Source organism: Microbacterium psychrotolerans, from assembly GCF_031085295.1.
Taxonomy (GTDB): domain Bacteria; phylum Actinomycetota; class Actinomycetes; order Actinomycetales; family Microbacteriaceae; genus Microbacterium; species Microbacterium psychrotolerans.
Genome location: NZ_JAVFWO010000004.1, coordinates 201,394 through 213,982 on the forward strand (window position 1 = coordinate 201,394; position 12,589 = coordinate 213,982).

9 protein-coding genes are annotated in these 12,589 nt (G+C 70.0%); 2 read left to right on the forward strand and 7 right to left on the reverse strand.

From position 1 onward, the window contains the following. Window positions 1–31: 31 nt before the first annotated feature. From iolG to Q9R08_RS14065, 7 genes are read right to left on the reverse strand one after another with little or no spacing between them, the layout of a single operon-like run. Window positions 32–1,042 carry an inositol 2-dehydrogenase gene (gene iolG, locus Q9R08_RS14035; protein WP_308868717.1) on the reverse strand — a complete coding sequence of 337 codons (1,011 nt, stop codon included), beginning with the start codon at window positions 1,040–1,042 and terminating at the stop codon, window positions 32–34. A gap of 47 nt (window positions 1,043–1,089) precedes the next feature. Continuing rightward, window positions 1,090–2,007, reverse strand: coding sequence for a sugar phosphate isomerase/epimerase family protein (locus Q9R08_RS14040; RefSeq protein ID WP_308868718.1), 918 nt, complete (start codon window positions 2,005–2,007; stop codon window positions 1,090–1,092). After that, a complete protein-coding gene (locus tag Q9R08_RS14045; protein ID WP_308868719.1) occupies window positions 2,004–2,939 on the reverse strand; it encodes a Cgl0159 family (beta/alpha)8-fold protein in 936 nt (311 codons plus the stop codon). Before Q9R08_RS14045 ends, Q9R08_RS14040 begins: the two co-directional genes overlap by 4 nt. Next, window positions 2,936–4,636 carry a hypothetical protein gene (locus Q9R08_RS14050; RefSeq protein WP_308868720.1) on the reverse strand — a complete coding sequence of 567 codons (1,701 nt, stop codon included), beginning with the start codon at window positions 4,634–4,636 and terminating at the stop codon, window positions 2,936–2,938. The genes Q9R08_RS14045 and Q9R08_RS14050 overlap by 4 nt, the downstream gene beginning before the upstream one ends. A 1-nt stretch (window position 4,637) precedes the next feature. Continuing rightward, entirely contained in the window at window positions 4,638–5,534 is an 897-nt protein-coding gene (locus tag Q9R08_RS14055; RefSeq protein WP_308868721.1) for a carbohydrate ABC transporter permease, read from the reverse strand. Beyond that, the gene (locus tag Q9R08_RS14060) at window positions 5,531–6,496 is read right to left on the reverse strand and encodes a carbohydrate ABC transporter permease (RefSeq protein ID WP_308868723.1); all 966 of its coding nucleotides are present in this window, start codon (window positions 6,494–6,496) and stop codon (window positions 5,531–5,533) included. Before Q9R08_RS14060 ends, Q9R08_RS14055 begins: the two co-directional genes overlap by 4 nt. A 2-nt stretch (window positions 6,497–6,498) precedes the next feature. Continuing rightward, a complete protein-coding gene (locus tag Q9R08_RS14065; protein ID WP_308868724.1) occupies window positions 6,499–7,773 on the reverse strand; it encodes an ABC transporter substrate-binding protein in 1,275 nt (424 codons plus the stop codon). Window positions 7,774–8,014: 241 nt separating this feature from the next. Between Q9R08_RS14065 and Q9R08_RS14070 the strand changes: the two genes are divergently transcribed. After that, a complete protein-coding gene (locus Q9R08_RS14070; RefSeq protein ID WP_308868725.1) occupies window positions 8,015–10,924 on the forward strand; it encodes a glycoside hydrolase family 2 TIM barrel-domain containing protein in 2,910 nt (969 codons plus the stop codon). A gap of 65 nt (window positions 10,925–10,989) precedes the next feature. Beyond that, complete coding sequence (gene arfA / locus Q9R08_RS14075; RefSeq protein ID WP_308868726.1) at window positions 10,990–12,522, forward strand: arabinosylfuranosidase ArfA; 1,533 nt, start codon at window positions 10,990–10,992, stop codon at window positions 12,520–12,522. Window positions 12,523–12,589 lie beyond the last annotated feature (67 nt).

Sequence of the window (12,589 nt, forward strand, 5' to 3'; positions counted from 1 at the left end):
GTTTCGTCTGCGGGGTCGATGCCCGCGCGGATCAGTCGGTGTGCACGGCCACCGAGACGTGCTCGGTCGCGGACCGCTGCGCCGCGTCGGCCAGGACCAGCGCGGCGCGGCCGTCCTCGAAGGTCGGGCTCGTCGAGGCGCCGCCGCGCACCAGGGCGACGAAGGCGTCGAGCTCCGCCGCGTACGCGTCGGCATAGCGCTGCAGGAAGAAGTCCTCGAACGGCGCTCGCGCGTCCACCCGCTCGGCGGTCGAGAGGCTGACGAGGCTGGTCGAGCGGTTCGCCACCTGCAGCGAGCCCCTCGCGCCGAAGGCCTCGAGCCGCTGGTCGTAGCCGACCGCGCTGTGGCGCGAGTTGATGACGGTGACGACGGCACCGGAGGCGGCCCGCAGCGTCACGACGGCCGTGTCGAAGTCGCCGTGCTCGCGCGCGCCGTCATCGAAGGTCGTCGTGCCGACCGCCGTCACCTCGACGATGTCGGGCAGGAAGAACCGGGCCATGTCGAAGTCGTGGATCGTCATGTCGCGGAAGATGCCGCCCGAGACCCCGATGTAGGCGGCGGGTGGCGCGGCCGGATCACGACTGATGATCGTGAGCTGCTCGAGAGCCCCGATCTCGCCCGCCGCGACGCGCGCCTGCACCTCGGCGAACGCGGGGTCGAAGCGGCGGTTGAATCCCAGCGCGACGGGTACGCCGGAGGCCGCGACCTTCGGGCGCAGCGCCTCGACGCGGGCGATGTCGAGGTCGATCGGCTTCTCGCAGAGCACCGGGATGCCGCGATCGACCGCCTGCGCGATCAGGTCGACGTGGGTCGGGGTCGGCGAGGCGATGAGCACCGCATCCACGTCACCGGCGGCGAACAGCTCGTCAGCGGCATCCGTCACCCGACCGCCGAAGCGCTCGGCCACGGCGTGGGCGCCGTCGACCATGGGGTCGGCGACCCAGGAGAGCACGGTGTCAGGACTCGTGGCGATGTTCGCGGCGTGCACCTGGCCGATGCGACCGGTGCCGATCAGGCCGAAGCGGAGGGGGGCGTCGGTCACGGTGGTGTCCTTGTCGGTGAGGGATCGGTTCGTGCGGGAGTCGGGCGTCAGGCCCAGGGCTGCAGCGCCGCGCGGTTGACACGCTGGTCGTCGCCGCGCGCGGCGCGGAATGCGTCGATGTCGACGTCGGGTGTGTTCAGCACATCCTGCTCGACGACGATCCAGCCGTCGAAACCGCGTGCGGCCATGGCATCCATCACCCGTGCGAGGTCGAGATCGCCGTGGCCGAAGGCGACGAATGATCCTGACGACCACACCTCGGTCATCCCGCCGCCGCCGGCGAGCACGCGTCGCAGCTCGGCGCGATCGACGTCCTTGAGATGCAGGTGGTTGATGCGGTCACCCCAGCGCGACACGGCATCGACGGGGTCACCGTCGGCGATGAGCAGGTGACCGGTGTCGAGGGTGAGATCGACGTCGACATGGGCGAGGAAGCGGTCGATCTCGTCGGGCGACTCGACGAAGGTGCCGGCGTGGTGGTGGAACGTCGGCTCGAAGCCGGCGGCGCGCACGATCGCGCCGGCGCGCTCGGTGTTGGCGAACAGCCGCTCCCATGCGCGGGCGTCGAGCGCGTCCACCTCGGCCCCGCGCCCGGGATGCGCTCGGCGGGTGAGCGAGCCGTCGTCGGCCAGCGTGGGCAGCGGCAGCCGGCGGGGCCCCGCCTCGGCGGCATCCGAGAACACGCGCAGAGCCTCGTGCAGCGACGGGAGCGAGGCTTCGAACGCCTCGTCGTCCGACAGCGGCAGCTGCACCCACCCGCCGGCCAGCTCGAGCCCGAAGTGCGCGAGCCGGGATCGCAGCTCGGCGTCGCGACCGAGGAAGCCGACGGGACCGAGGTCGACACCGCCGTAGCCGGCGTCGGCGAGCACGGCCAGCATGTCGTCGGCCGCCACGGTGGCCGCGCCCTCGGGCGTCATCTCGAAGACGCCGAAGCTCACCGGCGCACCGGCCACCTCGGCGTTCATCGGGTCTCCTCGGCACTGTGCATGGACGTCTCCATCGGGTCTAGAGGGTGGACGAGGCGGGCGGCGGCGTCGACGGCGCCCGCGACATCTCCGTCGGGCGGATACAGCAGCGCGCGCCCCGCCGTCAGCCCGCGGACGCCGGGCAGGGCGAGGGCATCCTCCCACGAGGAGAAGGTATCGTCCGGGTCGCCGCCGGAGTCCCCGCCGAGAAGCAGCGTCGGCAGGGTCGTCGCCTGCATCACGCGTTCCATGTCGGGCACGACCGGCAGCTTCATCCAGGTGTACGCGCTGCTGGCGCCGAGCCCCGCGGCGATGGCCAGCGAGAGCACGACGGCGTCGGGCGTGAGGTCGTTGACGATGCGTCCGCCCGCCCAGCGGCTGATGAACGGCTCGATCATGATGGGCATGCGGGCCTCGGCCGCGGCGGTCACCGCACGCGCGGTCGCCTCCAGCGTGGACGCGGTCGCGGTGTCGGCGAGGTTCACGCGCAGCAGAACCTTGGCGAAGTCGACACCCGAGCGCACCATCGACGCAACGTCGTAGCCTGTGAAGCGATCGTCCATCTCGAAGCTCGCACCGCGCAGGCCGCCGCGGTTCATCGAGCCCACGACCACCTTGTCGTCGAGCAGCCCCAACAGCGCGAGGTCGTCGATGATGTCGGGCGTTCCCAGCACGCCGTCGACGCCGGGACGCCCGAGGGCGATCGCCAGCCGCTCCAGCAGCAGGTACCGGCTCGCCATCGCGTCGTCGCGGCCTCCGACCGACAGGGCGCCGCGCGCGGGGTGATCGGCGGCCACGATGAAGAGCCTCCCGTCGCCGCGCACGATGTCGCGGCGACGGCGCGACGACAGTGCCTCCTCGACGGCGTGCGGGCGCTCGGCGCGGAGCGTCCGCAGCGCGTGGAAGCCGACCGCGTCGACGACGGCGCTCATCGGCCGCCGCCTTCGGCGCGAAGCGTGAGCTCGAGACGGCCGGGCGAGCGGCCAGTGAGGTAGACCCGCTGGCCGTCCGCGGCATCCGTCGCGCCGAGGAACGCGTAGTCCTCGCCGGGGTGATAGCGTCCCGGTCCCTGCGCGGCGTACCCGTCGCCCGCGTCGAAGACGATGACGCTGCCGCCGACCCGGTAGCGTCCGACCCCGCCGGTCAGCAGTGCGACGCCGTCATCCTGCGTCGTCACGCCCTCGAACCGACCACCGTCCCGGAACGCGAGTTCGAGTGCCCACGGACTGTCGGGACCGTCGATCGCGATCGCGACGACCGCGCCCTCATCGGTGGGGTGGATCTCGACCGTGGTGCGCAGGCGCACCTCGTCCCGCGCGCGGTCGGCGAACGCCATCGAGCCGAAGAACCGGCCGTCGTCGCTCAACGCGTACTCGCCGGAGGGCGAACGACGCGCGGCGTCCATCGGCTGGTAGTAGTGCGCGGCCACCGTCTCGCGCAGCTCGTGATGCAGCGCGCCGTCGGGCCCGGGCTCGGAGACGATCCGGTCGGCGCGGAACGGACCGAGGCCGAAGAAGTCGCGGGAGAGCCGCACCGAGTCGAGCACGGCGTCGCCGGCGAACATGCGGAGGAACGTGGGATTGGCCGACAGGCCGGAGCGTACGCGGCGGAACCGCGGATAGTCGCTTCCGCCGAACACCACCAGGCGTCGACGCGGAGACGCATCCACGACGAGGGCGGACTGCTCCCAGCGGCCTCGCGGAGCCGGCGGTGCGGCATCCGGCAGCTCCTCGCCGATCTGCGGCGTGATGAGGAGGTCCGTGAGCACGGCGCCCGGGTGCATCATGCCCGCGTGCAGTGCGCGCGACGCGGCCCAGGCGAAGTCTCCCCGGCCGAGCTCGACCGCATACCGCCGGTACGCCGTCAGGTACGGCGCCACCGAGAATCGGCGCAGCTGATCCTGCCGACGCGAGTGCACGGTCTCGACGGTGGCGTCGGGGTGGATGAGTCCGAGGGTGCTCTCGAGATTGCGGACGACGGCGGAGCGCGCCTCGTCATGGTCCAGGACATCGGCGATGACGCTCAGCGACGGGTTCGAGACGTAGGCCGCGTAGTTCGCGCTGCGCTCGGAGTAGACCCCGTCGGGCGTGATGTCGATGCCCTCGGCGAGCCACTCGGCCGCGCGGTCGCGCAGCTGCGGCGACGCGCGCCGGCGATGCAGGCGCGCCAGGGCGGCGGAGATCTCCCAGCGGTGGTTGGGCGTGTGCACCCCGCCCGCGATGAGGGCGGGCTCCACGGCGTCCGCGATCGCATCGAGTTCCCTGGCCAGCTCGGCGAGCGCGTCCCGGGCCCCGACCGGCGCGGCACCGATGATGTGCAGCGTGTCGCACAGGTCGTTCACCGTGAACGACGAGTCGGGCGGCGAGTCGACGTTGTCGCCGCCGATGAAAAGCCCTCCGGCGCCCTGCCGGGCGCGGAGCGCACGCACGCTCTCGTGCGCGGCCACGATGAGCGCCGGATCGCCGGCGTGCGCCGACCGCGGCCACACGTATGCCGACACGAAGAGCTTCGCCCGATCCATGAGCCGGCGGTGCCCGTCGCCGGGATCGATCGCGGTGACCAGCGACATCCGGACCTCGTCGGCCACCGCCTCGCTCAGCACCGCATGGAAATGGGAGTCCTCCGCCATCTCAGTCCTTCAGGCCCGAGTTGACGTCGGCGTTCATGATCTGCCGCTGGAAGATCGCGAAGAGGATGAGCATCGGCACCAGCGAGATCACCGAGGCCGACAGGAGCACCGACCAATCGACGTTGTCCGCTCCGACGATCGAGCGCAACGCGACCTGCAGCGTGTAGCGGTCGGGGTCGCGCAGCACGATGAGCGGCCAGATGTAGTCGTTCCATCGCCACTGGAACGAGAAGATGGCCAGCACCACCGCGATCGGCTTCGCCAGCGGCAGCATGATCCGCCAGAACGCCCCGAACTCCGAGACGCCGTCGATGCGCGCCGCCTCGAGCAGCTCGTCGGGGATGGTCTTGAAGTACTGCCGGAACATGAAGATGCCGGTGGCCGTGATGATCGACGGCACGATGATGCCGGCGAGCGTGTTGTACAGACCCAGGTCGCGCACCACGGCGAATGAGCTCGGCATGATGACCTCGGTCGGCAGCATCGTCGTGGCCAGGATGCAGATGAAGAACAGCTTCAGCCACCACGCCTGGTACTTGGCGAGCGCGTAGCCGGTCATGGCGCTGACCAGGACGGTGAGCGCCGTCGTGACGACCGCGACGATCGAGGTGTTGAGGAAGTACTGCGCGAAGTTGAAGCGGTTCCAGGCGGTCGTGTAGCCGCTGACCGTCCAGTTCTCGGGGAAGAGCGTCAGCGGCAGGCTGAACAGCTCGGACCCCGGCTTGAACGAGCTGAGGAGGAACCACGCGACCGGGATGAGGAACCCGAGGGCGAGGAGCCAGAGCACGAGGCTGCTCGGCAGGGCGCGGAGAGGACGGGACGTGCGAGTGCGCGCGCGGGGGCGGGCGGTGCTGGTGCCGGCAGTGCCGGTGCGGGTCCCGGGTCGAAGAGTCGTCATGCGAGATCGTTCCTCTTGTCGAAGCGCAGCTGGATGATCGCGATGATGATGAGGATCACCATGAGGACCATCGACGCCGCACTGGCGTAGCCGACGTCGGCGCGCTCGAATCCGGTCCGGTAGATGTACTGGACGATGAACATGTTCGACGTGCCGGGCCCACCGCCGTTGAGCGCCTGGACCATGGCGAACTCCTTCATCGCCCCGATCGTGGTGAGCAGGATCACCATGAACGAGGTGGGCCGCAGCAGCGGCAGCACGATCCGGTAGAACCGCTGCCAGCCGTTGGCGCCGTCCAGCTGGGCGGCCTCGAGATACGACTGGGGGATGTTGCGGATGGCGGCGATGAACAGCAGCATGTTGAACGCCGTCCCGCCCCACGTGCTCACGATGAGGATGAGCACCAGCGCCAGGTTGGGATTGGTCTCCCACTGCAGCCCGTTGCCTCCGAGCATCTCGATGAGGTAGTTCACGAGGCCGAAGTTCTCGCCGAACAGCCACTTCCAGATGACACCGGCCACGATGGGCGAGATGAGCCACGGCAGGAAGAAGATGATCCGCGCCACCGACTTGCCCTTGGCGAAGGTGCTGGTCAGCAGCATGGCGATGCCGAGTGCCGCGACGTAATGCAGCGGCACCGACAGCACCGTGTAGAGCAGGGTGCGGCCGAGCACGGTGTAGAACACCGGATCCTGCGCGAGGTCGATGTAGTTCTCGGCCCCGATGAACTCGGGCGTGCCGACACCCGAGTAGTCGGTGAACGAGTACCAGAGTCCGAGCGCTCCCGGCCACAGGAAGAAGAGTGCGAAGAGCACCACCGCCGCCGCGATGAACACCAGCGGGGCGAGCACGAACCTCGTAGAGCTCCGCCGGGGGCGGCGCGCGCGACGCGCGCCCCGCCCCACGGTGATGAGCGCAGAAGTCTCGGCACTGCGCCCCTCGACGGACTTGGTGGTGGACATGGTCACTCCAGGGCGCCCAGCTGGTCGGTGAACAGCGCGTTGATGTTCGCGATCGTGGTGTCCACGTCCTGCTCGCCGTTGAGGTACTTGACCGTCTCGTCACGCACCGGGTCGCCGTCGGTCGTCACGCCCTGCGCGCCGTACTGCAGCTCCATCGCCTTGATCTCGCCCACGATCTTCGGCGAGGCGGCGATGTCCTGGTTGTAGATGGCGAAGGCGTCCGCGTGCGACGCGTACGTGATGTCGAGTCCGTCGATCGCGGGGATGAACGACGAGGTCTCCGACAGCTCCGTGTAGTTCTCCGGCTCGTACAGCCACTTGATGAAGTCGTGCGCGGCCTCCTCCTGCGGACCGTCGAAGACGACGATCGACGCGGCGTTGCCGAAGTTGGTCGCGCGCTCCTCCTCCTGCGGCATGTAGACAGAGGCCCACTCGAAGTCGGCGATGTTCACCGCGAAGTCCGCGATCTGCCACGACCCCGACAGGTACGAGACCACGTCGCCGCTCTTGAAGAGGGCGTTGGGGTCGGCATCCGACAGCCAGACGGAGCGCGGCATGAACGAGTCGTCGTTCAGCGAGTTGAAGTACTCCAGCGCCACCTTGGTCTGGCCGTTGGTGCTGAACTCGCCGCTGTCGTCGGCCTGGAAGTAGTCCGAGCCGAATTCGTACAGCAGGGCCTTGAGGCGGTGCGAGGACTTGTCCATCACCATGCCGTAGCTGGTGCCGGTCGCGGCCTGAACCTGCTTCACGGCCGCGACGTACTCGTCCCACGTCCAGATGTCGTCTTCGCTGGTCGGGTACGCGACACCCGCCTGGTCGAACAGGGTCTTGTTGATGAACATGCCGACCGCCGTGATGTCGGACGGGAGCGAGATGACGTTGCCGTCGTCGTCCTTGTCGGACAGGTCGGTGCGGATCTCGCTGCCGTCGGTGATGTCCGACAGGTCGGTGGTGACGTTGCGCCACACCGGGTCGACGGCGCCGACGCGGGCGATGGCCGGAAGGTCGTTGGCCTGCGCCGCGTTGCGGAGCTTGGTGGCGAGGTCGTCGTTGGCGATGTCGACGATCTCGACCTTGACGCCGGTCTCTTCCTCGTACTTCTCGGCCATGTGGGCGTAGCCGCCACCCTGGTTGGCGTCGCCCGAGAGGAAGAACTGGATCGGCTCGTCGGACTCGCCGGCGTCACCCGAGCTGCACGCCGTCAGCGAGACGGCGGTCAGGGCAGCCGCTGCGAGGGCGAGAGCCACTCGCGTGCGGGATGAGACTGAATGCTTCATTGGACTTCCCTTTCACCCCGGGAGACCAGGGTCAACGTCGTTGTCGATGAGCGCGGGATTTCGCGCCCCGTGTGTGTCACCGCCCCGAAGGACGGATCCGATCGCTGATACGATGTTAGGACATTAATGCAAAGTTCACCAGCGGGCAAGCGCCTTCCCGTGGAGATCCCCCGTCTGGGGTAAACGCATTCCACGCGGTAAGGTCGAGCTTCGACGCTCTTCACTCATCGATGAGGAATCCATGGAGATCGCCACCACCCGCCCCGGGTCCGGCACCATCCCTCCCCGCGCCCGCCTGCACTCGGACGCTCCGCAGCAATCGCTGGACGGCGCGTGGCGCTTCCGTGTCTCGCCGTCCCTGCGCACCGCCCCCGACGAGTGGCGCGACGAGGACGCCGCGGACTGGGGGACGATCGAGGTGCCCGGCCACTGGAACCTGCAGGGGTACGGATCGCCCGCCTACTCCAACGTGCAGATGCCCTTCCCCGTCGACCCGCCGCACCCGCCGGACGCGAACCGGATCGGCGACTACCGGCTCGACTTCCACGCCTCGCCCGAGGTTCTCGCCCACGGTCGCAGGCTCCTGCGCTTCGACGGGATCGAATCCGCTGCCGAGGTCTGGCTGAACGACACGCTCCTCGGCACGACGCGCGGAAGCCGGCTCACCCACGAGTTCGACGTGTCCGGCATCCTCGCCGACGGCGTGAACCGCCTGGCCGTGCGCGTGGCCCAGTTCAGCGATGCGACGTACCTCGAGAACCAGGACATGTGGTGGCTGCCGGGGATCTTCCGCAGCGTCACTCTGCTCGGCCGGCCGGACGGCGGCATCGACGACCTGTTCGTCCACGCCGATTACGACGCGACGGCATCCGAGGGGATTCTCGACATCACCGCCGTCGTGGACCAGGGCGGGAGCGCCCGTCTCACCATCGCGGAGCTGGGCATCGACGACGTCCCCGCGGGCGAGACACTGCGCATCCCCGGCGTCGAGCCCTGGAGCGCGGAACGGCCCCGCCTGTACGGGGCCACCGTGCGCACCGGCAGCGAGGCGGTCACGGTGCGAATCGGGTTCCGGCGGGTAGAGGTGCGGGACGCACGCCTCCTCGTCAACGGAGCGCCGATCATGCTGCGCGGCGTGAACCGGCACGAGCACCGACCCCGGCACGGGCGCGTCTTCGACGCCACCGTCGCCCGAGACGAGCTGCTCCTGATGAAGCGCCATCACATCAACGCGGTCCGCACGTCGCACTACCCGCCGCATCCCGACGTCCTCGACCTGTTCGACGAGCTGGGTTTCTGGGTGATCGACGAATGCGACCTCGAGACGCACGGCTTCGAGCACGTAGGCTGGCGCGGCAACCCGAGCGCCGATCCGGCCTGGCGCGACGCCTTCCTCGACCGTATGCGGCGCACCGTGCACCGCGACAAGAACCACGCGAGCGTCATCATGTGGTCGCTCGGCAACGAGTCGCACTCCGGCTCCAACCTCGAGGCGATGGCGCGGTGGGCGAAGCTGACCGACCCGAGCCGGCTCATCCACTACGAGGGCGATCACGCGAGTCGCTACGTCGACGTGTACTCGCGCATGTACGCACCCCATGACGAGGTGCGCGAGATCGGCGAGGAGACGCTCCGGCCGGCGCCGCACGATGCCACCCCGGCCGAGATGCACCGCCGCACGCTGCCGTTCCTGCAGTGCGAGTTCGGTCACGCCATGGGGACGGGCCCCGGCGCCCTCCAGGAGTACTGGGACCTCTTCGAGGCGTACCCGCGTCATGCGGGAGGGTTCGTCTGGGAGTGGGTCGAGCAGGGCATCGCCGTCGACGGGCCCTCGGGCGAGACGCGCATCCTGTACGGCGGCGACTTCGGCGAGGACGTGCACGACGGCAACTTCGTCATCGACGGGCTCGTCGACGCGCACCGCAACCCGCGCCCGGGTCTGCTCCACTACGCGGCCGTGATCGCGCCGGTGGCGGTGAACGTGGACGCGGACCGCTCGGCGGTCCACGTCGCGAATCGGTACGACTTCCTCGGTCTCGCGCATGTCGCCGTGCACTGGAGGCGCGTCGTGGACGGCGAGGTCACGGCATCCGGCACGCTCGATCTCCCGCCGTGCCCGCCGCGCTCGACGGTCTCCGTCGACCTGCCCGAGGAGAGCCGGACGGATGCCGCGCCGCGCGTCGCGGACGTGCTCACCGTGGAGGCGGTCACCACCGTCGCTGCTCCCTGGGCGGACGCCGGACACGTGGTCGGAAGCGGCCAGCACGTGACGGAGGGGCATCCCGCCCAGCCGGCGGCGAGCGCCGCCGAGCCGCGCGAGGACAGCGTCGGCGCCGCGCGCTTCGACGTCGCGACGGGCGGCCTCCAGGCGCTGGCGGGCCTGGCGATCGCCGGACCGACCGTGGGAGTCTGGCGCGCCCCGACCGACAACGACCGCGACCTCGGCAACGACGAGCTCGACCTGCCGTCGTACGCCGACCGGTGGCGGGCGGCGGGCATCGACCGCATGGTGACGCGCCTGGTGGACCTCAGCGCGGGCGACGGAGGCCTGGTCGTGCGCACCCGGACGGGCACGCCGATCCTCGCCAGCGCGATCGACGCCCGCCTGCGGTGGACCGCGATCGCGGACGACGCCGTGCGCCTCGACGTCGAGCTCGAGCCCAACGACGCGTGGACGACCGAATGGGCCCGGCTCGGCCTGGACTTCGTCCTCGACGGTGAGCCGCTGGGCGCCGACATCGCGGGCTACGGCCCCATGCCGAGCTACCCCGACCTGCGCTCCGCGGCCAGGTTCGGGTGGTGGCACCTCGACGCCGACGACCTCACCGTCGACAACGTCCGCCCGCAGGAGAGCGGCTCGCGCGTGGGAGTCCGCGACGCACGGATCCGCACGCGCTCCGGTGCGCTGCACGTCTCGACGCTCGACAGGTCGTTCGCACTCACGGTGTCGCGCCACAGCCGGCAGGCTCTCGCGGCCACCGCGCACAACTGGGAGCTGCCCGCCGAAGGCCGCACCTTCGTGTCGATCGACCTGGCCCAGTCGGGCGTCGGCACCGCGACCTGCGGACCCGGCGTCCTGCCGCGCTACCGGCTGCCGGCCCGATCCGCGGCCATCTCGCTGGTGCTCCGGCACGAGCCGGCGTCCGCCTGACCCTCACCGCCGGCGCTGCGCACGCGCGCCGTCTCTCCGACCGACCTCTTCGCAGAAGGAGCCCCATGACCTCTCCGACCGACGCCTCCGCACGCCTCGATCCGCACTACGAGATCGCCGACATCGACCGGCGCCTGTTCGGCGGGTTCGTCGAACACCTCGGCCGACACATCTACGACGGCATCTTCGAGCCCGGGCATCCGTCCGCCGACAGCGACGGGTTCCGCACCGACGTGATCGAGCTCGTCAAGGAGCTGGGGGTCTCCACCATCCGCTACCCCGGCGGCAACTTCGTCTCGGGGTACAAGTGGGAGGACGGCATCGGCCCGAAGGCCGGCCGGCCGCGCCGCCTCGACCTGGCATGGCACTCGACCGAGACGAACGAGGTCGGACTGCACGAGTTCCAGGCCTGGCTCGACCGGGTCGGCAGCGAGCTGATGCTCGCGGTCAACCTCGGCACCCGCGGCACGCCCGAGGCGCTCGACCTGCTGGAGTACGCCAACAGCGACGCCCAGACGGCCTGGACCGACCAGCGTACGGCGAACGGCCGCGAGACGCCGTTCGGCGTCAAGATGTGGTGCCTCGGCAACGAGATGGACGGTCCGTGGCAGATCGGGCACCTCGACGCCGACGACTACGGCAAGCTCGCCTCGCGCACCGCGAAGGCGATGCGGATGCTGGATCCCGGCGTCGAGCTGGTCGCCTGCGGCTCGTCGGGCCGCGGCATGCCGACCTTCGGCTCGTGGGAGCGCACGGTCCTCGAGCACACGTTCGACGACGTGGACTTCATCTCGTGCCACTCCTACTACCAGGAGCACGACGGCGATGCGCAGGAGTTCCTCGCCTCGGGCGTCGACATGGCCCGCTTCATCGAGTCGGTCGTCGCGATCGCCGACACCGTGGCGGCGACGAAGAAGAACGACAAGCGCATCATGATCTCGTTCGACGAGTGGAACGTCTGGTACCTGCACCGCGAGGACGGCACCGAGTCGGGCCACGAGTTCAAGGGCGGCGCCTGGCCCGTCGCGCCGCGCCTGCTCGAGGACAAGTACAACGCGCTCGACGCGGTGGTCTTCGGCGACCTGCTCATCACGCTGCTGCAGCACGCCGACCGCGTGCGCTCGGCATCCCTCGCGCAGCTCGTGAACGTCATCGCGCCGATCATGACCGAGCCCGGCGGCCCGGCGTGGCGGCAGACCACGTTCTTCCCGTTCGCGATCACCTCGCGTCTGGGGCAGGGCCGGGCGCTCCGCGTGCCCGTGTCGTCGGCATCCTTCACGAGCGAGAAGCTCGGCGATGTGCCGACCCTGAACGCCGTCGCCACGATCGACGACGAGGGCGTGTCGCTGTTCGTGGTGAACCGTTCGACGACGGATGCCGCGGACCTCCGTGTCGACCTGACCCCGCTCGTGCGCGAGCTCGGACGCGGCGTCGAGGTGATCGAGTCGCACCTGCTGCACGACGACGACCTCTACGCGGCCAACACGCTCGAGAACACGGAGCGGGTCGGGGTGCGCGAGGCCGCGGCATCCGTCGACGGCGACGTCCTCACCGTCGCACTGCCCGCCGTGTCGTGGGCAGCCATCCGACTCGCGTGATCACCGCGAGGAGCGGAGGAGATGTGACGAGCGGAGGACGTTTCTCCGCGAATGCTTCCTCCGCTCC

Excerpts from the sequence above, each read along its gene's own strand:
- Q9R08_RS14040 (WP_308868718.1), bottom strand. The coding sequence starts at position 2,007 with ATGAACGCCGAGGTGGCCGGTGCGCCGGTGAGCTTCGGCGTCTTCGAG.
- Q9R08_RS14045 (WP_308868719.1), bottom strand. The coding sequence starts at position 2,939 with ATGAGCGCCGTCGTCGACGCGGTCGGCTTCCACGCGCTGCGGACGCTC.
- Q9R08_RS14050 (WP_308868720.1), bottom strand. The coding sequence starts at position 4,636 with ATGGCGGAGGACTCCCATTTCCATGCGGTGCTGAGCGAGGCGGTGGCC.
- Q9R08_RS14055 (WP_308868721.1), bottom strand. The coding sequence starts at position 5,534 with ATGACGACTCTTCGACCCGGGACCCGCACCGGCACTGCCGGCACCAGC.
- Q9R08_RS14060 (WP_308868723.1), bottom strand. The coding sequence starts at position 6,496 with ATGTCCACCACCAAGTCCGTCGAGGGGCGCAGTGCCGAGACTTCTGCG.
- Q9R08_RS14065 (WP_308868724.1), bottom strand. The coding sequence starts at position 7,773 with ATGAAGCATTCAGTCTCATCCCGCACGCGAGTGGCTCTCGCCCTCGCA.
- Q9R08_RS14070 (WP_308868725.1), top strand. The coding sequence starts at position 8,015 with ATGGAGATCGCCACCACCCGCCCCGGGTCCGGCACCATCCCTCCCCGC.
- arfA (WP_308868726.1), top strand. The coding sequence starts at position 10,990 with ATGACCTCTCCGACCGACGCCTCCGCACGCCTCGATCCGCACTACGAG.